Here is an 18,727-nt window from a genome sequence, read left to right as displayed (position 1 = left end):
ATTTTATAGCTTTTGTGTTGCAAAAAATCATCACTTCTGCTATGTCGAATCATAAATCTGTCAAATATCTCAAATTTTTATAGCAATCCCCAAAACGGTGACAACTTTGTTGATTGCTGAAACCATTAATTTTATTCCCTCTTCCTTCTTCCGTCTTCCTTCTTTTTACCTTGAGCGAAGCCGAAAGGCTATCTGCTTTTTTTACTCTGAGCGCAACCTTTCTATCGCGTCCGATCGATTGACTCCAATAAGTAAGGTTTGTAGTGCGGACTTCAGTCCGCAGCATAAAGCGGACTGAAGTCCGCACTACAAACTGTTTCTTTAGGGTTCGGCAATATCTACATCTAGTCGTTCCCCAAGATTAATATAAATCGGAGCGCCGCTTTCAAAAAGAGACGGTCTAGCCTTTTGATTCGCCAACCAAACGAAGAAAGTGCTAAGTGCAGGAGCTGGATCTTGATCGCGGCGCAACGTGTAGATCAAACCTTCGCAGGGCCCGTTAATCCGGCTGCTCGTGCAAATCGCTTTTTGATTGTTTACCAGACCGACAGTGACATAATTAAGCTGTTTGTTGCGGTTATAATTATCTAGGCGTTGAGTCACTTGTTGACAGCGAGTCAGAGGATCGTAGCCAGCACTAGAAAAGAAATTAGAATTCCAGCGAATCCAAGGCTCTCTAAACCCTTGGGGATTTTGATATACAGTCACTGGTTCTCCTGTTGAGGTATCGCACACAAATCCCCCCCGCTGGAGATTCGGTTGAGTTTGGGGAGAGCTGCGGTTGATGGCAATATTGCTGAGAATATCAAACCCGTTAGGTAAGGTTTGCGATCGCAACGCCGTAAAAGCATCGATCGGGATTGCGGCATTCAACCCAGTTTTAATTTCCTCAGTCTGACCGTTCCACTGGCTCTGCACCGTACCAACAGTATCACCCTGGCCGTGAATTCCCACAACCCTGCCATCAGCATCAAATACAGGCCCGCCACTCATCCCACGCCTTGTCACAGCTTGATAGCGCAGTCCGTACCCCGACGATGCGCGACCGACGCGAGAAGAGATAATACCAGCAGTAAATTCGAGTTTTCTTTCAGATCCAGAGGCGACTGGTAGCGGATAGCCAGCAACGTAAATAGTAGAACCGACAACAGCACGTTGCGATTCGCCGATCGGTGCTACTGGATACCGATCTCGGCTCTGAAACTGGATCAAAGCTAAGTCTATATCGCGATCGTTTTTCGGGAGTCGCTGTATTCTGATTGCTGTATAGCTTTTTTCCGAATGAGTGCGAATGCTGTATTCTTGGGCGAGACTTGCCACTACGTGATTCGCCGTCAGAACAGTGTAAATATTCCCCTGTTTAGCAATAATTACTCCTGAGCCACCAGCCGCAAAACCCAGCGTGTTGTTCACTTCTACAGTTGTGAACATCGCTAGCTCCGCAACTTCTTGGGCTGTTTTAGCACAAGCAGCATATTGTGGGCCGACAATTGCTGCCGCCGTTACTGCACCGGTCAAAATGACTGTCAGCGCATCAAACCGCAAACCCCACGAATTCATCGCTAACTCTCCACATGAGACGAGACGAACTGCAAATATGTACTGATAGGAATTCCCCAACTAGATTTAACCATCTTTTCCAATAATTCCGGCGTCGGTTCACTTCCATCTTCAAAAGCATAGACGCCAAAACCGGGATCTCGATACTTACCTCGACCGTTAATCCCAACCAAGAAACCTTTGGCATTAAAAATCGGGCCGCCGCTCATGCCAATTTTAACCTCATTTGTATAGCCCAAGCTATAGCCTTCAGGTAAAGATTTTGGCAGCAGCAGTTCTACGAACCCCTGCGCTACGGCCAACGCCCCAGTCTCCGCAGGGAATCCGGCCGCCAGCAGCGGCTCTCCCACCGCTGGCTGCTGCGCGCCAATCGGCGCTACTTTATACTCGATCGCGCTGCGAAATTTAGCGATCGCCAGATCCGTATCGCCCAGTCGCTGCGGAACTCCCAACAGTTGGTGGATCTGGCCGTCGCTCGTGATAATTGTGCGATCGCCCTTGTCGAAAGCCACAACGTGCCAGCTAGTCAACACAGTATACATTTGTCCCTGCCGCTGGACGATCGCCCCAGAACCCGAGGATTTCGAGGTCTTGATGCGTATCGTCGCCTGTCGCGCCAAGTTTTCCACGTCACCCCCGGGAATTGGCAATGAGATTGGCAATTTTCCAGTCTTTACCGCAGTTCCGAGGGCCCAGAAAAAGGGGGCAGTTGCGCCCGATCGCCCATATTTTCCCCTAGTTTTTCCCCTAGCTTTTCTCTCACATCAATGTAAGGAATTTGGCTGCTTTCCTCCGTAGAGGGCATCCCCACCTGTCCTTGACGCCAAGCTAACAAATTATACAAAGAGCCGATCGGGTCTTGGCCCGGCCGCAGGGTATAAATCAAATTTTGGCACACACCATTGACTTGATTCGCCGTGCAGATGACATTTTGGCCGTTCATCTGACCAACGGTAATGTACCTCAGCATTCGGTTGCGGCGATAGCTTTCGAGGCGTTGGCTGACCAATTGACACCGAGTTGCCGGATCGTAGCCCGAACCGGAAAAATAATCAGAAGTCCACTCAATCCAAGGCTCTACTGCACCTTGAGGGTTTTGGTACAGCGTCACCGGCGCACCTGTCGAGGTGCTGCACCAAAATCCGCTTTCCCCCACTGTCGGCCGGGCATAACTTGGCGCAGAAGCCACTGTCAGAGCGCACAGGGCGATCGCTGCTGTCGCCAAAACTTTTGTTAATTGCTGTTCGATCATGTTTTCGCTCGATTTTTAGTAAATTTGTTACAAAAAGCACCTGATTCTGCGATAATAATCTTGATACGCAAGTTAATTAGAGATCCAAATCACAGCAAATTTCAGCTCGATCGACTGCACATCAGAAACTCGGAATCATGGCCGACACTCACAGGTGCAGCCTTACGGAAACCAGTTTTTTTTGTACTTCAGTTTGCTGAAATCTTCTGTATGTTGTTCGCTACTTGTACATTCCTTATCGCGGTGCTTTCGGCGCGGTTGTTGAACCATGCCACAATACGTGGCCAACTCTAAATTCTGTCGTCATTACTACTATCAAACTCAAGCTTTCGCCAACCGGAAAGAGGCTGTTACCTCAGACCTTGGAATAGCTAAATTTGCATCGGGTACATCACACCACTGACAAGGTATTTGATCTAACTTGTGATTTAAATCGCGAGGTCGATCTGCGGAGATACGAAGACGGCAGGGTTGCACCAATGAGGGGAGATACCCCTCTTGTGTAATCTAACACTAAAATAAAGGTATTAGCAAGCAATATTTCGGACATTTTTGATTGCCGACCGTAGAATCAGGGTTTCATGGCGATCCTCTGCGAGGGCTACGCTAACGAGGCACACGATACGCTTTCGGGTAAATCAAGGGTTTCAGGCTGCGATCTAAAAACTGTCCGGACTATTAAACAATAACTCTGAACTTATTTTCGTCTTCATACTGCGGAAATACTTCTAAGTGAGTGTAATTAGGGATTAAGTGCTTGCTACCACCAAAATTCTGCCCGACCTACACTGACGTTTAGTTGAGTATTAAAAAGTTATGAACCTTATCTGCAAACAGTTCGGGTATTTAGCGACTGGATTAATTTTGATCGGGGGTAGCAGTTGTTCTAGCTACGATGCAGCAGCTAAATCAGCCGAAAACCAGAGCCAACCCTCAGCAAGAACCCGTCAGTTCCCGCACCTACAGCTAACCGGCAATCAACTTGATAGTCGATCGGCCCCACCGGAGCCCTCTAACTCTGTTAGCTCGGTTTTACCGAGTACCAAAGTACCAGAAAGCACAGCTACAGTTACGGTTTATGAGGTAGACAATCTTTGTCAAAGTCTGAAGCCAGCAACAGTTACAGGCCCAGATAACCAGTTAATGTCATCGGCCGTTAATGAAGTATTAAAGCAGGAGATTTTCGCTAGTCTGGGTTTAGTTGGTTATCGGCTTAAAATCGATCGCGACCTCGGCATCGCTACCGTAGATTTACGGGCCTCAGGGAATTCGCGCCAGAAATTGCAAAATCTGTCAAGCTGTCAGATGTTAGGTTTGTTCGGAGGCGTGCGCCAAACCCTAACCAGTTATGCTCCTTGGCAAATTAAAACAGTCCGTTTTACAGAGCTCGGACAGGACATTGTGAGTACCGTTCGAGAATAATCCCTTAAAATTATGGGAGAGCGTACAACCCGCTTTCTGCGGGATTCCTATGGATGTTACCCGCGTCCTCTAACAGCGCCATAATTTTTATGACCCTACCTGACGGCCCCAAAACCCCCCGCTTCTTGCAGCTAATTCAATGGATTGGCGATCCGCTGACATACATGGACGGCAACGCCAAAAAGTACGGGGAGATTTTCACGACTCGATGGGGCAACCTTGAACCCTTCGTGATGATCCACAGCCCGCAAGCGATCCAGGAAATGCTCAACAGCAAGGCGCTTGATGCTCCAGGCGATATCAACGGTATTCTCAAACCAGTCCTGGGGGAACAATCGATGATTGTAATCTCCGGAGAAAAGCACAAACGGCAACGTCAATTATTGATGCCACCCTTTCACGGGGAACGGATGCGAAACTACGGCCAGCAAATTTGCGATATTACCCAAGATGTTGCTAGCAAGTGGAAGGTCGATCGACCTTTTGTCGCCCGCACAGCCATGCAGGAAATCACCATGCGGGTAATTTTGCAAGTAGTCTTCGGACTGAATGAAGGGCCGCGGTTGCAGCAACTTTCCCCGCTGCTGGCTTCAATTATCGATATGACCGGCTCTCCGGTGCGATCGAGTATCCTATTTCTGCCCTGGTTGCAGCAAGATTGGGGCCCTTGGAGTCCTTGGGGACGCATGAAACAGCAGCGCCAAAAAATTCACGAACTGATGGACGGCGAAATAGAAGAGCGCAAACAGCAACCAAATGCCGATCGTACCGACATTCTCAGCTTAATGATGGCCGCCCGCGACGAAAACGGCGAACCAATGACGAATGAAGAATTGCGCGACGAATTAATGACGCTGTTGTTTGCTGGCCACGAAACCACAGCAACAGCGCTAGCTTGGGCCTTTTACTGGATTCACAGTTTGCCCTCGGTACGCCAGAAACTGCTGCCAGAATTGGACAGTTTGGGCGAAAACCCCGACCCAATGGAGATTTCCCGCTTGCCTTACCTGAGTGCAGTTTGTCAAGAGACACTGCGAATTTACCCAGTGGGAATGCTGACATTTCCGCGAGTAGTGCGGGAACCCGTGGAACTAATGGGCCATCAACTCGAACCGGGTACGGTGGTTTTCGGCTCAATTTATTTAACCCACCGCCGGGAAGATTTGTATCCAGAACCGCTGCAATTCAAGCCTGAACGGTTTTTGGAGAGGCAATTCTCGCCTTACGAATATTTGCCCTTTGGGGGCGGTAGTCGCCGTTGTATCGGCTTAGCGCTGGCGCAGTTGGAAATGAAACTGGCGATCGCAACCATTTTGCGCGATTTCGACTTAACCTTAGCCGAGAAAAAGCCCGTACAAGCCAAACGCCGAGGGGTGACTTTAGGGCCGGCGGGCGGTGTGCGGATGGCCTTCCTGGGGCGACGGATGCGGCAGCAGATGCCTGAACCTGTTGCTACTGGGGTTTGAACTCGCAGCACCCAAGCGGGGGTGCAGCCATCGCACTTTTGCTCTTTGAATGCAAACAATTTAGGCCGATCGGGCGATCGACCCGCCTTTTTTATGTAGCGAGTGCTACATAAAAATAGCTAGAATCCTTCACCTGTAACCATCACCGCCCTCAAATTTCAAAATTCCAGTCTAAAATAGTAGAAGCCTTGCAAACATACCCAAAAAGTAAAATCTTGATATCTAGAAGACTTGCCTGCCATACTTTAAAAACATATGCATACCCTGTTATTCAGCAAAGGTCGGAAGCGTGTTGGCAATGCCAGCAATCTTTCGGCCTCTTTATTTTTTGGGTACTGAAAACCTTCGGCTAGAGACGCACAAGGCAACTCAAAAATATAAATTCTCGCTATCTTCTCATCTGGCATCTCCTCAATTAGAGTGGTTTTGCCTCCAATTGAAAAAGGATCCGGCAGCAAGTTTAAGGAATTACTGTGGGTGATTGCAATCTTGCCTGCCATACTTTAAAAACATATGCATACCCTGTTATTCAGCAAAGGTCGGAAGCGTGTTGGCAATGCCAGCAATCTTCCGGCCTCTTTATTTTTTGGGGTACCGAAGACCTTTGGCTAGAGATACCGAAGGCAAGGCAAAAGTATAAATTCTCCTCCTCTCCTCAATTAGAGTGATTTTGCCTCCAATTGAAAAAGCATCCGGCAGCAAGTTTAAGGAATTACTAAGGAATGATTAATAACTTGTTAAACAATCTCCTTGTGCACCCGATCTCAATCTTCTGTTTTGAGAAATTCCGATACCGAGACAGACTTGGGGAGGCTCTCGATATCTTGAATTTCGCTTTCATGGGCAAAAAACTCGACTTCTTTGTCATCAATCTGGATCTGATAGCTAGCGGTAGCAGTCACAATCCGCCGCTTTTTTTTATCTTCTATTAAAACCCAACACACCACAGGCCTTACCCACCTCTCAACGTGCTGGCTTTGCTTCGTACTCCCAAAGGCATACCAGCCTTTAGCTTCAATAATTTGAAGCACTTTAAAATCGTTATTTGCCATAAATATCTCGATCGCGTTAACTTGACTATATATTCTGAGATCGAAGGGCACGCTTCCTAAGCGGAGCAAAGCTTTGGAAATTATAAGCTGGACTGGACAACCAGATTTTTCGTCGGGAATCAGCCAGTTAGCAGAGCATAGTCTGCTTTGTTACTCGCTAAAGTTAGTTCGATATTTTGCTACTCTCCCACAATTACGGGGAAGTATCGATACCGCCTCCTCAAAAAGTAGTCTTGCCCTCGGCTCAACACCAGCTAACTCAATCTTCGCTAGCTGCATTTAAGTGGATGCCAACTGCTTCTAACGCCTGGTTGGTAAGAGCGATGGGCATACAAGACTGTTCGGATTTTATGCTGCAATCAACGGTCATTTTTACCAGCTCTGCTAAAAATTAACTAAAGATTGCCGCTTTCAATTCTAAGCCTGGGTGCGCGTAATTCTCAATTAATTGTATGGTGTAGTTGATTATTGCCAAACTGTCGATCGCACAAAACAGCCGTGTCTAACTCTTCGATTACCATCACCGTTAAACTATTCGCCGCCTTCAGTGAAGCCTACGGCGTTTCGGAACTTACACTAGAACTTCCTCCCGAAACCCCGGTATCTGAAGTGCTCGAAAGCTCGATCGGCCAATACCCTCAATTAGAACAGTGGCGCGATCGTACCCGCTTCGGCGTCAACCTAGAATTCGTCTCCCCCGACACCATCCTCCAAGACGGCGACGAAGTTGTACTCATCCCCCCCGTCAGCGGTGGATAATACAATTTTGGATTTCCTCAAGGTACGTAGTTGCGCTTCAGCGCTCTTTCTTTATATCTATGAAAGAGCGCTTGCATCGCAACAACGTACCTTTGCTTTAAATATGAGAGTTGCGTCTAGGACTTACCCAGCACAAAAAACTTTATAAAGTTTTGAAATTAGTTTTGCAGCAAAATTGTTCTTGAGTTCGGTTAATTGAGATAATTTTCCTCTGGGCCAGCATTCCCCAGCAGAGCTTAAAACCCTTTCTGAGAAAGAGATTGAGGACTATCAGTCAACCTCCAATTTCGGGCAAGAAACTGCCAAAAATTAATCCCGACTAAAAAAATCGGGTATAGTTGACGGGGTAGATCGAGCGTGCTAATCTTTCCTAAGACTTAAGAAAACATCGCAAAACTAGAGAGTTGAGCTATGACCCAGGCGACCAGAACCCAATCCACAGCAGCAACCTTCACAGCCCTCAAATGTAAAGAATGCGGCGAAGAGTACGAACTCCAAGCCAAGCACGTCTGCGATTGCTGTTTTGGCCCGCTAGAAGTCAAGTACGACTACGACGCCATCCGCCGCCGCGTCACTCGCCAAACCATCCAAGCAGGCCCCAACTCAATCTGGCGCTACCGCGAATTTTTACCAGTCGCTACAGAAAACGTCATCGATGTCGGCACGGGGATGACTCCTTTAGTAAAATCCCACCGCTTAGCGCGCCGCCTCGGTCTCAAAAATCTTTACATTAAAAATGATGCCGTCAATATGCCCACTCTGAGCTTTAAGGACAGAGTGGTGTCAGTCGCCCTCAGCCGAGCGAGAGAATTGGGTTTCACAACAGTATCTTGTGCCAGCACTGGCAACTTAGCTAACTCCACGGCTGCGATCGCCGCCCACGCCGGACTAGATTGCGTAGTCTTCATCCCCTCCGACTTAGAAGCAGGCAAAGTCCTAGGCACCTTAATTTACAATCCGACTGTGATGGCAGTTCACGGCAACTACGACCAAGTTAACCGCCTCTGCTGCGAAGTAGCCAATACACACGGCTGGGGATTTGTCAACATCAACTTGCGCCCCTACTATTCCGAAGGCTCGAAAACCCTCGGCTACGAAGTTATCGAACAACTAGGTTGGAAATTGCCCGATCACGTAGTTGCTCCCCTCGCTTCCGGTTCTTTGTTCACCAAAATCTATAAAGGCTTCAACGAATTCACCGAAGTCGGCTTGGTTGAAGGCAAGAAAGTCCGGTTCAGCGGCGCTCAAGCTGACGGCTGTTCCCCGATCGCCCAAGCATACCGCGAAGGTCGCGACTTCGTAACACCAGTCAAACCGAATACAATTGCTAAATCGATCGCGATCGGCAATCCAGCAGACGGAATGTACGCCCTCGACATCGCCCGCAAAACAGGCGGAAACATCGAATCCGTCAGCGACACCGAAATCATCGAAGGCATGAAACTGCTAGCAGAAACCGAAGGCATCTTCACCGAAACCGCAGGCGGCACGACGATCGCAGTCTTGAAAAAACTCGTAGAAGCAGGTAAAATCGACCCCGAAGAAACCACCGTCGCCTACATCACCGGCAACGGCTTGAAAACCCAAGAAGCCGTCCAAGGTTACATCGGCGAACCCATCACCCTCGAACCAAAACTGGAAGCCTTCGAGCGCGCCCTCGAACGCGCCCGGACACTCGAACGTTTGGAATGGCAGCAAGCTTCTGTTTAATAGTTATTGGTTGTTGGTTATTGGTTATTGGAATCAACAACTAACAATTAACAACTGACAACTCACAACTGACAACTCACAATTAACAACTAACCATGACCGTTAAAGTTTTAATTCCCACACCACTGCAAAAATTCACTAACAATCAAGCCACAATAGAATGCGGTGGTGCAAACATTTCCGAACTGATTGAAGCGTTAGAAACAAATTGTCCCGGCATCAAAAAAAGCCTGTGCGACGAACAAGGATCGCCTCGAAGATTTCTCAACTTCTACGTCAACAGCGAAGACATCCGGTTTTTGGAAGGTACGGAAACTGCTCTTAAAGATGGTGATGAAGTGAGTATTGTCCCAGCCGTTGCTGGTGGTTGATTTTTGACCGCAGATTTAAGCAGATAAACACAGATGAACGCAGATAGTTGTTAAATCTATCTGCGTTTATTTGTGGTTAAAATCGATTGATTTTTTTTGAGAAAATTTGACACTAAAAAAGCTGATTTATGAATCAATACGGTTCAGTTAACACTGTTAATTCCCCGGAGATCCCCCTCGCATCCCCCTGATAGTCGGAGGACGAAAGAGCAACTTCTTGTTTTCTTGTTCAGTATTCTGACCATAGCAATCCTAAATCATTTGTGAATTTCTTACTTTCTCCCCTTAGTAAGGGGAGGGTTGGGAGGGGTAAAACTTTTACGACTCCTGCAATGATTGCTATATCTGCATCATAAAATCAGTCAATAGTCTAATCTCAAATATTTACGCATTAACAGCTTTTCCTAATACTTGTCTTAGCTCATTCACCTGACAATTTTGTGCCAGTTGAATCAAGTGTTGAGCGAAAGCAGCGCATTCCGGATGAGTTTGTTGTACATATGCGGCAACTTCGGCAAGTTCGTCTAAATCCCCCCATTTGACTAAATCGTTCAGTTGCGCTAGAAGGTTGGCTGGGGGTAGCTGCGACTCTCGGATGTCGGATACAGGAGGTGTCGGTTCTGGTGTCGCCACATTTTCATACACCCATTCCAACTTCAGATATTTTTGTAGCAAAGCCAGCAACAATTCTGCGTCAATGGGTTTGGGCAAAAAGTCGTCTGCACCCGCATCCAAACTTTGAAATTGATCGGCTTCAAAGACACTGGCTGAGGAGGCGATCGCAACGACTTGTTTCAATGTTGGCGATTGGCGCAGGTGTTGCAGCAATTCAAAGCCGTGCATTACAGGCATCATTAAGTCTGTAATCACTGCATCGGGTGGCTGTGTAACGGCTTTTTCTAGCGCTTCTTTTCCATTGCTTGCTTCGATAACTTCAAATCCAATTGGTTCAAGAAGATTAACTAATACTGCACGATTTTCCCACTTATCATCCACCGCTAAAATGCGCTGTTTTGTGCCTCGATATCCTGCGATCGTACCTTGTTGAGAGGTGCGAGAAATTGTTGCCCAACTTTGCGATTCTGGAACTTCTATATCGAAAGAGAAAATACTTCCTTTACCCAGTTGGCTTTGTGCCTTAATTTGACTGCCCATTAACTCCACAATTTTCCAACTAATTGCCAGTCCCAAGCCAGTGCCTTCTGCTTGTTTTTTCGTATTTCCCACTTGTTCAAAGGGTAGAAAAATTGTGTCTAATTGCTCTGGAGTCATCCCAACTCCTGTATCGCTAACTTGGAAGCGCCAGCGATAGGTTGATGGATCTGATGCGATCGCCTGTGCTTGAATCGCGAAAGTCACGCCACCTTGTTCTGTAAATTTGATGGCGTTTCCCAGCAAATTAATTAAGACTTGTCGCAGCCGCTTTTCATCAGCATGAATACCGACAGGTAGGTTAGATTCGGGTACGTATATAAAGTCAATTCCTTTTTCTTCGGCACGGACGCGACAAATTTCGGTAACTGCTTCTAAAAAAGAGGGAAAATGGAAATCTGTGGGAATGAGTTCTAGTTTGCGAGCTTCAATTTTAGAGAGGTCTAAAATATCGTTAATTAAAGTTAAAAGGTGATATCCGCATTGATAAATAATCCCCAATCCTTTTTTATGTTTTTTCTCCAAGTGCTTGGAACGTTGAAGGATTTGGGCATAACCAAGAATGCCGTTGAGTGGAGTTCTCAGTTCGTGACTCATATTAGCGAGAAATTCGCTTTTGGCTTGATTGGCATTGTCGGCAGCTTCTTTAGCTTGTTTGAGTTCGATCGCGCGCTGTTGGGATTCTTCAAGTAAAATTTTATTTTCCTTTAAAGCCCCTGCTAATTGTTCAGTGCGATCGCGAACTCGCTGTTCTAAGTTACTTAGCAAATCGGATAATCGCTCAATTGTAGAGTTCACACCCAATTGCAGCTCTCCTATTTCATCGGATTGAATTTTGCGATCGCAGCGCACATCTAGACTGCCGGATTCAACTTGTTTGAGAATCTGTAAAATTTCTTTAATTCTGCTAAATATTGTAGAATTAAACAGCAATAAAATTGCAGCAGATGTTGCAGCAATACAAGCAGATGACCCCAGTAAAAATATAATAATAATGTCTTTCTTGCGGTTTTGAATTCGCTCGATTCCAGCTTTGATATACAAAAAACCAATCAATTTTCCATCTTCTAGACGCAGCGGTGCAATGTGGATTAATCCATCGGAAACTGCGATGACTTGCTTCACCTTAAAGGTTTGCTCGAAGTTTTCCTCAATCTTGAAGCCTGCGATCGCTTTAACCGATTTGCCTACATCCTCTGAATTCATCGAATAATAGACTTTGCCGTTAGTTCCAATTGCTAATGTATCTAATAACTTTTCTCCCACAAGGTTTTCCATCACAGCGCGATCTCTGACTGCTTCATAATTTAGCAACCCTTGAGCAATTAGTTTTGCTGGCAATTGGATTTGTGTTGTGAGTGTTTTATCAATCTCATTAGAAAATCGATTGACATAGTAAGAACCCATTAAAGTGAGTGCAACGATCTCAACACCAATGACTGCTGTCCCAATCTTAAATGCTAAGCTTTGCCAAAACTTTTTCATGATTTATTGAATTTTCGATAAAATTTGTTGGTAGGAATTTTTAGCAGTAATCTCACCCGCTAGAAGATTTCTGATTTGTTGATGAAGCACCTTCGATAAATTGCGATTTTTGGCTCCAAATAGATAACCCGTGTAGTTAGAATAATGCACATTGGCACCATACCGGGCAGTGATATCACTTTGAAACTCTCCGAAACTATCTATCCCAGATTCAGCAACAGCGAGATTTCCCCTAATTCCCGTCGGATTTCTGGTATAGCGAACCCATTTTTCTGCAACTTTTGGTGTACACCAATTCATCAGCAATTTAATAGCGCTATCGCGATTTTTAGAGTTTTTTAAGACTCCCCAAGTTGGGATATAACCTCCTAAATAATGGTTAGTTTTTTGAAAAGAAGGCAGTTCTACAGGGACAATCTTAGACATTTTTTGAGCATCCATTCCGTGCCAGTGGCTGTACATCCAAGTGCCATTGACATAAAAGAGAGCGCGATCGTCCAACATGAGATGTCGGGTATTTGCCCAATTATTTTCTCGATGCGATGGAATCAATGGATTAAACTTACCTAGCGTTTCTAATGCTTGTAATGTTTTGAAGAGGGCAGCATTCTTTTCAGATGAACCGACTTCCGATTTGGCTTCCTTAAAATCTAAAATTTCTGATTTGACTAAATTTTGAAACAGAATCTCTAGTGTCATCCAATCTTTGCTCTCATAAAATGTGGCGATGTTATTTTTAGTTTGGCGATTGTAGAGATTTACAGCTTCAGCATAACCGAGGAGGTCATCAAAAGTCATTCCTTCATATTTGATTTTAATGCCTATTTGAGCGGCAACATTTTTATTATAAAACAGCGCATGATAATATCCCTCTATATAAGGGCCGACTAAAAATCCCCCGGTTTGATTGCGATAGCTCGGATCTTGAATAATAAAAGGTTTTTGTGTTTCTGTAAATCCTGCAACTTCTTCAAAGTTGACGAGATGTTGTTCTCCCCATTTAGGATTGCCTAACTCTTCTGAAACTAGGGTGTAAATATCTTCATCCAACCAAACAATATCCCAATCTAACTTTCCCGATCGAATTGCAGATGCGATCGCTTTGGCTGTCCCCGGTTTATGCGCCAAATTCAGTTGTTGCCAAAATTTAAGTTTGAGAGCGATATTCTGATGTAAAAATGAGAACTCTTGTGCCACTTCTCGTACCAAAACCTCGCGTTTATCTTCCCTTAACCAGTGCCCCATCCAGTTAAGCTGATTTTGAGCAGCAAAGGAATTTGAATCATTTTCACCAGTCAACTCAATACCGCGCTCTCTAGGAGGGGAATCAGAATGAAATGGGAATGGATTGCAGCTTGTGAAGCCGAGTCCAAGTGCAAAAAAAGGTAGTGTATTAAATGTTCTACGTTTCATAAAGTTTATTGGTGTCACACCTTATTTATAGTCTACCCTAGGGCGTCGGTACAGTAGAATATTTTGACAAAAAGAACGAAATATGTGTTATGTAGGGGCGATCGCATGAGGGCGACAGTAGATCGCGACGCGATCGCCAACCATTTTTTTTTCCTCATGCGATCGCCCTGCCAAGGTCTACATCAACATACATACTATGCCACTTGTGTCAATTTCTTTTACTGAACCGATGCCCTAGTTGCTCGGTAAAATTAACTTTCGATGCTTTATAAAACATTCACACTGAAACGGTATAACTGAGGAAAGCGGTTGCTATAAATGCTTAAGTTTCAGCATTTAATTAAGTAAAATTAAATAATGGGAGTGGTGGTAAAAATAAAACTTTTACCACCACTCCCATTGTTTAATAAATACCATGAAAAATCGATCCAATTTAATAGCTAATCCTTCTTTTTAGGGTCGATAGGATTTAGATCGTTCCCGGTGGCATCCGAATAATATATTTGGATGATTGAAATACTCACCGACCTGAAGGAACGGTGATTCTTGACGCTTCATCGGGGAAAAGCTACCGAAGTAGTCTTACAGTCCCGAGCGCGTCCGTTTAAAGTCGTGGCGATTCCCCATCCCGACTTGTTCTATATTCTTAGCAGCATTCTCATCTCTATCTTGCTCGGTGCCACAACTTAAACAAAGAACCGAACGAATAGATAAATCAATCTTGCCCCATTTAAACCCACAGTCTGCACACACTTGACTGGTAGGTTCCCATCTACTAATTACTTTGAACTCCCTACCAAACTTCTCCGACTGACGCTCGCAAAGTGTTCGGAATTCTCTCCATCCTTGCCGACTAATTGCCCTGGAAAGCTTCCGGTTTTTGACCATGCCCGACACGTTCAAATCCTCCAAAACAATCACTTGGTTTTCGTTAACTATTTTGGTTGACAATTTGTGCAGGAAATCTTTACGGGTATCGGCAATTTGATTGTGCAACTTGGCAATTCTGATGCGAGTTACATTTCTTCTCCTAGAATCTTTTGGTTGGCGGGCTAATTTGCGTTGCAGTTTGCGAACTTTCTGGTCTAACTTTTTATAGCTAGGACTTTCGGCTTTCTCGCCATTACTCATCACCGCAAAGGTTTTAATCCCTAAATCAATCCCGATACTTGGATTCTTAGCCTCAGACTGAATTGGCTGAACTTCTACGACAAAACTCAGGAAATAGCGGTTTGTACAATCCTTGATTACCGTGACAGAGCTAGGCTCAGATGGTAACTTTTGCGACCAAATCGGCTTGACAATCCCAATCTTGGCTAAATAGACACCACCGTCCTCCGACCTGGAGAAACCGCGAAGAGTAAATCTAGCAGATTAATTGTTAGTCCTCTTTTTGAACTTGGGATACCCAACTTTACGTCCTTTTCTCTTGCCTTTGCAGGAATCGAAAAAGTTCTTAAAAGCTGTCTCCAAATCGGCTACGGATTGCTGCAAAGGAACTACCGATACTTCCCTTAGCCAGGCTCTTTCTTCGGATTGCTTGGCTTGAGTAATTACTATTTTCTGGAGTTCTGCTGATTTAAATCTTCTTTCTGATTGCTTGCAAAGTGCAAGAGCATCGTTCCAGGCTAGCTCGAACACAGCCAAACAATTGAGCCAAGCTCTGTCGTTGTTGGTCGGTTGGATAGATTCTGTACTGATACCTTGCTTTCATTATTTTTTGCTGTTTGATTTACTCGACCATACCATATATTATTGATCTAATCGATAAAATTAAAGAGAATTAAAGCCGTCCTATAAGGACGGGGCTTCAGACCCATTCTTTTGGTGAGAGTGCGAGCGGATCGAAAAGCGACATAGATCGATCGCTAAGACGATCGCACTCTTATAATTCCAATGCTACCGGATTTGATATTATCTGCCGTTGAAAAACAAATCCCTGGCGCAAAGCCAGGGATTACTAATACTAGGAGACAACGGAAGCTACTTTTGCAGCAGTCCGAGGACGACGACGACCTGTTACTGCGTTAGCCGGGACTGGTACTGGGGATGGCAATGATGGTGATGATGATGATGATGGTGATGATGATGATGCTAGCTTAGGTGCTTCAATCGAAAGCTGAGCTCTTTGCACAAATTCCGATCGCACTGCTTCTTCAGGAATTTGCATCAGGAATACCAGCATCGGATTGCTTTGCAGTTGCCGGCGCAGCACTCGCCCAATTGCTTTTTCGATTTGGGTTTGAACTCCTACCCAGTCAACATTAACTGGCGATTCAGCAGTAGCAGGTAGGACAAATTCCGACCAGCGATCGCTCAAAACTGTTTCAATGGTTTGATTGATTAGTCCGATCGTTTCCGCGCGATCGGCGGATGTCACTACACCTTTTAAGTGGACTTCTGGCTTAGCGACTAACTTGCCTTCCCAGTTCAAAGCTGCCGCTACCGTTACAGCGCCATCTCCGGCTAACTGCTGACGTTCCTTGAGGACGTTTGCTTTGACTACGCCCGATCGCGAAGAGTCTACCAATTCAATTCCTGAAGGCACTTTAGTACCGAGTCGCATCGAATTTTCGGTCAACTCAACCACATCGCCGTTGTCAATAATCACCATATTGCTCGCGGGAATGCCCATGCTTTGAGCAGTCTTGGAGTGCTGAACCAGCATCCGGTGTTCTCCGTGCACGGGTAAGAAGAACTTGGGACGAGTCATGTTAATCATTAACTTTTGGTCTTCTTGACAACCGTGGCCGGAAACGTGAATTCCTTTGTCGCGGCCGTAAACCACGTTTGCTCCCAGCATCATCAGTTTATCGATCGTATTTACCACTGCGATCGTATTTCCAGGAATCGGATTAGCCGAGAAAATGACTGTATCGCCCTTTCTTATTTTCACTTCATGATGTTCGCCGTTAGCAATGCGAGTCATCGCCGCCATCGGTTCGCCTTGGGAACCTGTAGTTAAAATCAAAACCTTGTCATCTGGCAAATTGCGGATTTCTTTCAACGGTTTGAAAATACTATCTTCGCATTTGATGTAGCCGAGATTGCGGCAGTGAGCGATGACGTTCAGCATCGAGCGGCCAACCACTCCGACATACCGATTGTTTTTCTTAGCCAATTCCAAAACAATTTGCAATCGGTGTACCGAAGAAGCAAAAGTCGTCAGCATCACTCGTCCCGTTGCTTGAGCGATAATTCTGTCTAAATTCGGAGCTACAGAACGTTCTGAAGCGGTAAAACCAGGAACTTCCGAGTTAGTAGAATCGCTGATCAAGCACAGCACGCCTCTTTCGCCGTACTCCGCCAGCTTTTGCAAATCAAAATGCTCGCCGTCTACAGGAGTGTGGTCAATTTTAAAGTCTCCAGTGTGAATAATAATTCCGACGGGAGTGTGAATTGCCACAGTGAAACTGTCGGCCATCGAGTGAGTGTTGCGAATGTATTCAACTAAGAAATGCTTACCAATTCTGACCGTATCCCGGGGGCGAACAGTCCGCAATTCAGTGCGGTGAGACACTCCGGCTTCTTCCAATTTTCCGGCGAGCAAAGCCATCGCCAAGCGCGGGCCGTAGATGACTGGAATTTCAAATTGTTTGAGGTGATAGGGGATGCCACCGATGTGATCTTCGTGACCGTGAGTCACGATCATACCTTTAATTTTGTGGTTGTTTTCCCGCAGGTAAGTCATGTCTGGGAGGACAATATTTACACCGTGCATTCCATCTGTGGGGAAAGCTAAACCTGCATCTAAAAGAATTATTTCGTCGCCGTACTCGAACACACAAGTGTTTTTACCGATTTCGTGCAGCCCGCCGAGGGGAATAACTTTTAGAGCTGATGCAGTTGTATTTTTGATCATGCGTATCCTTTGTTAGTTATTTTTGTTATGAGTCTGTTGTCTGTTGTCTTTTGTCTGTCGTCTTTTTTCGGCTGTTGGTTAGTAGGGCGATTTTTTTCCACATATTTATGATGGAAAACTCCCCTGCGGGTTTTGCGAACCCGTACAGTCAGTTGTCTTCAGTCTTGAGTCTTTTATTCCCAGTCTTTAATCCTTGACAGTCAGTTACTTACTAACAGTTAATGACTAATGACTGATGACGTTCGCGAGTTCCGAGGCTCGCACTACTGACCGATCGCAACTAATATTCAGTTGTCTGAAAACTCGTTCTCGCCTATCTAGCTAGCAGATACTGCGGCTAGCTGACTCAGTACGTCCTTTAACTTTTGAGTTACCTCAACGGGCGGAGCGCACAGGGGCGGACGGGTGGAACCCACATCCCAGCCTTGAAGTTTAAGAGCTGCCTTAACAGGAATGGGATTTGTGGTGAGAAAAAGAGCTTTAAACAGGTCAAAAAGTTGCAAGTGAATCTGGGTAGCGACTTGAACTTGACCGGCCTCGAAAGCTTTAATCATCTGTTGCAGTTGCTCTCCTACCAGATGGCTGGCTACGCTAACTACACCAGATCCTCCTACCGCCAACATTGGCAAAGTTAGGGAATCATCTCCAGAATAGATCGCAAATTCCGGTGATGTCAAGCACCGAATTTGACTTGCTTGATCTAGGTTGCCACTTGCTTCTTTGACTGCCACAATGTTGGGGATTTCTGCCAATCGAGCTACTGTCTCGGGCAACATATTCTGGCCAGTGCGACCGGGGATGTTATATAACATTATAGGCAATTCTGGAGCAGATTGCGCGATCGCCCGAAAATGATTGTACAAACCTTCTTGCGGCGGCTTGTTGTAATAAGGAACTACCTGCAAACAGCCGTCTAACCCGAGTTTAGCTGCTTTTTGCGTAGCTTCGATGGCTTCTGAGGTCGAATTCGACCCGGCTCCTGCGATTACCAAAGCTTTACCGGCTACTGCCTTTTGTACCACCTGAAATAATTGGTACTCTTCATCCCAGCTCATAGTGGGAGATTCGCCCGTAGTTCCGCACATTACCAAGCTATCCGTACCGCGATCGGCTAAATGAATTGCCAATTGTTCTGCTACCGCATAGTTAACGCTGCCGTCTTCCTTAAACGGCGTAATCATTGCAGTCAGAACCCGTCCAAACTTTACCACACTTTCTCCGAT

The 18,727-nt window shown here is 45.7% G+C and carries 17 protein-coding genes; 5 read left to right on the top strand and 12 right to left on the bottom strand.

Annotated features, from left to right (window positions below; all coding sequences use genetic code 11):
- Positions 1-49: 49 nt before the first annotated feature.
- From JGK07_RS09715 to JGK07_RS09700, 4 genes are read right to left on the bottom strand one after another with little or no spacing between them, the layout of a single operon-like run.
- The gene (locus JGK07_RS09715) at positions 50-286 is read right to left on the bottom strand and encodes a hypothetical protein (protein WP_293201035.1); all 237 of its coding nucleotides are present in this window, start codon (positions 284-286) and stop codon (positions 50-52) included.
- 35 nt (positions 287-321) lie between these two features.
- Complete coding sequence (locus JGK07_RS09710; RefSeq protein WP_293241709.1) at positions 322-1,560, bottom strand: COP23 domain-containing protein; 1,239 nt, start codon at positions 1,558-1,560, stop codon at positions 322-324.
- Between the two features lie 2 nt (positions 1,561-1,562).
- The gene (locus JGK07_RS09705) at positions 1,563-2,210 is read right to left on the bottom strand and encodes a serine protease (RefSeq protein ID WP_293217803.1); all 648 of its coding nucleotides are present in this window, start codon (positions 2,208-2,210) and stop codon (positions 1,563-1,565) included.
- 23 nt (positions 2,211-2,233) lie between these two features.
- Positions 2,234-2,812, bottom strand: coding sequence for a COP23 domain-containing protein (locus JGK07_RS09700; RefSeq protein ID WP_293181053.1), 579 nt, complete (start codon positions 2,810-2,812; stop codon positions 2,234-2,236).
- Positions 2,813-3,628: 816 nt separating this feature from the next.
- Between JGK07_RS09700 and JGK07_RS09695 the strand changes: the two genes are divergently transcribed.
- Together JGK07_RS09695 and JGK07_RS09690 are read left to right on the top strand one after the other, a co-directional pair.
- Positions 3,629-4,234 carry a hypothetical protein gene (locus JGK07_RS09695; RefSeq protein ID WP_293181050.1) on the top strand — a complete coding sequence of 202 codons (606 nt, stop codon included), beginning with the start codon at positions 3,629-3,631 and terminating at the stop codon, positions 4,232-4,234.
- Between the two features lie 89 nt (positions 4,235-4,323).
- Positions 4,324-5,700, top strand: a complete 1,377-nt coding sequence (locus tag JGK07_RS09690) for a cytochrome P450 (protein WP_293241715.1) — start codon at positions 4,324-4,326, stop codon at positions 5,698-5,700.
- A gap of 764 nt (positions 5,701-6,464) precedes the next feature.
- On the opposite strand, the gene JGK07_RS09685 is transcribed toward JGK07_RS09690, so the two are convergent.
- The gene (locus tag JGK07_RS09685; RefSeq protein WP_293129162.1) at positions 6,465-6,752 is read right to left on the bottom strand and encodes a hypothetical protein; all 288 of its coding nucleotides are present in this window, start codon (positions 6,750-6,752) and stop codon (positions 6,465-6,467) included.
- 498 nt (positions 6,753-7,250) lie between these two features.
- On the opposite strand from JGK07_RS09685, the gene JGK07_RS09680 reads away from it, so the two are divergent.
- The 3 genes from JGK07_RS09680 (at position 7,251) to JGK07_RS09670 (ending at position 9,592) form a co-directional block, all read left to right on the top strand.
- Positions 7,251-7,511 carry a MoaD/ThiS family protein gene (locus JGK07_RS09680; RefSeq protein ID WP_293181042.1) on the top strand — a complete coding sequence of 87 codons (261 nt, stop codon included), beginning with the start codon at positions 7,251-7,253 and terminating at the stop codon, positions 7,509-7,511.
- 411 nt (positions 7,512-7,922) lie between these two features.
- On the top strand, positions 7,923-9,221 hold the full coding sequence (thrC, locus tag JGK07_RS09675) for a threonine synthase (protein WP_293181039.1): 1,299 nt from the start codon (positions 7,923-7,925) through the stop codon (positions 9,219-9,221).
- A gap of 95 nt (positions 9,222-9,316) precedes the next feature.
- Positions 9,317-9,592, top strand: a complete 276-nt coding sequence (locus tag JGK07_RS09670) for a MoaD/ThiS family protein (protein ID WP_293181036.1) — start codon at positions 9,317-9,319, stop codon at positions 9,590-9,592.
- A gap of 384 nt (positions 9,593-9,976) precedes the next feature.
- On the opposite strand, the gene JGK07_RS09665 is transcribed toward JGK07_RS09670, so the two are convergent.
- The 7 genes from JGK07_RS09665 to dapA all read right to left on the bottom strand — a co-directional run bounded on the left by JGK07_RS09665 (position 9,977) and on the right by dapA (position 18,715).
- Entirely contained in the window at positions 9,977-12,229 is a 2,253-nt protein-coding gene (locus JGK07_RS09665; RefSeq protein WP_293181033.1) for an ATP-binding protein, read from the bottom strand.
- Positions 12,230-12,232: 3 nt separating this feature from the next.
- On the bottom strand, positions 12,233-13,642 hold the full coding sequence (locus JGK07_RS09660) for an extracellular solute-binding protein (RefSeq protein ID WP_293181030.1): 1,410 nt from the start codon (positions 13,640-13,642) through the stop codon (positions 12,233-12,235).
- A 582-nt stretch (positions 13,643-14,224) separates the two neighbouring features.
- Complete coding sequence (locus JGK07_RS33165; protein ID WP_363319694.1) at positions 14,225-14,935, bottom strand: transposase; 711 nt, start codon at positions 14,933-14,935, stop codon at positions 14,225-14,227.
- A gap of 81 nt (positions 14,936-15,016) precedes the next feature.
- Positions 15,017-15,283, bottom strand: a complete 267-nt coding sequence (locus JGK07_RS33160) for a hypothetical protein (protein ID WP_363319161.1) — start codon at positions 15,281-15,283, stop codon at positions 15,017-15,019.
- Positions 15,222-15,356 (bottom strand): helix-turn-helix domain-containing protein, encoded by a 135-nt coding sequence (locus JGK07_RS33155; RefSeq protein ID WP_363319154.1) that lies wholly within the window; start codon positions 15,354-15,356, stop codon positions 15,222-15,224. The genes JGK07_RS33160 and JGK07_RS33155 overlap by 62 nt, the downstream gene beginning before the upstream one ends.
- Before the next feature lie 252 nt (positions 15,357-15,608).
- The gene (locus tag JGK07_RS09650; RefSeq protein ID WP_293181027.1) at positions 15,609-17,504 is read right to left on the bottom strand and encodes a ribonuclease J; all 1,896 of its coding nucleotides are present in this window, start codon (positions 17,502-17,504) and stop codon (positions 15,609-15,611) included.
- A gap of 317 nt (positions 17,505-17,821) precedes the next feature.
- A complete protein-coding gene (gene dapA / locus JGK07_RS09645; RefSeq protein ID WP_293181024.1) occupies positions 17,822-18,715 on the bottom strand; it encodes a 4-hydroxy-tetrahydrodipicolinate synthase in 894 nt (297 codons plus the stop codon).
- Positions 18,716-18,727 lie beyond the last annotated feature (12 nt).

Origin of the sequence: Microcoleus sp. PH2017_24_DOB_U_A (assembly GCF_020738205.1) — a bacterium.
In the GTDB taxonomy this organism is placed as follows: Bacteria; Cyanobacteriota; Cyanobacteriia; order Cyanobacteriales; family Microcoleaceae; genus Microcoleus.
Note: the sequence above shows the minus strand (reverse complement) of the source record. Positions and strands in the feature narration are given on the sequence as shown.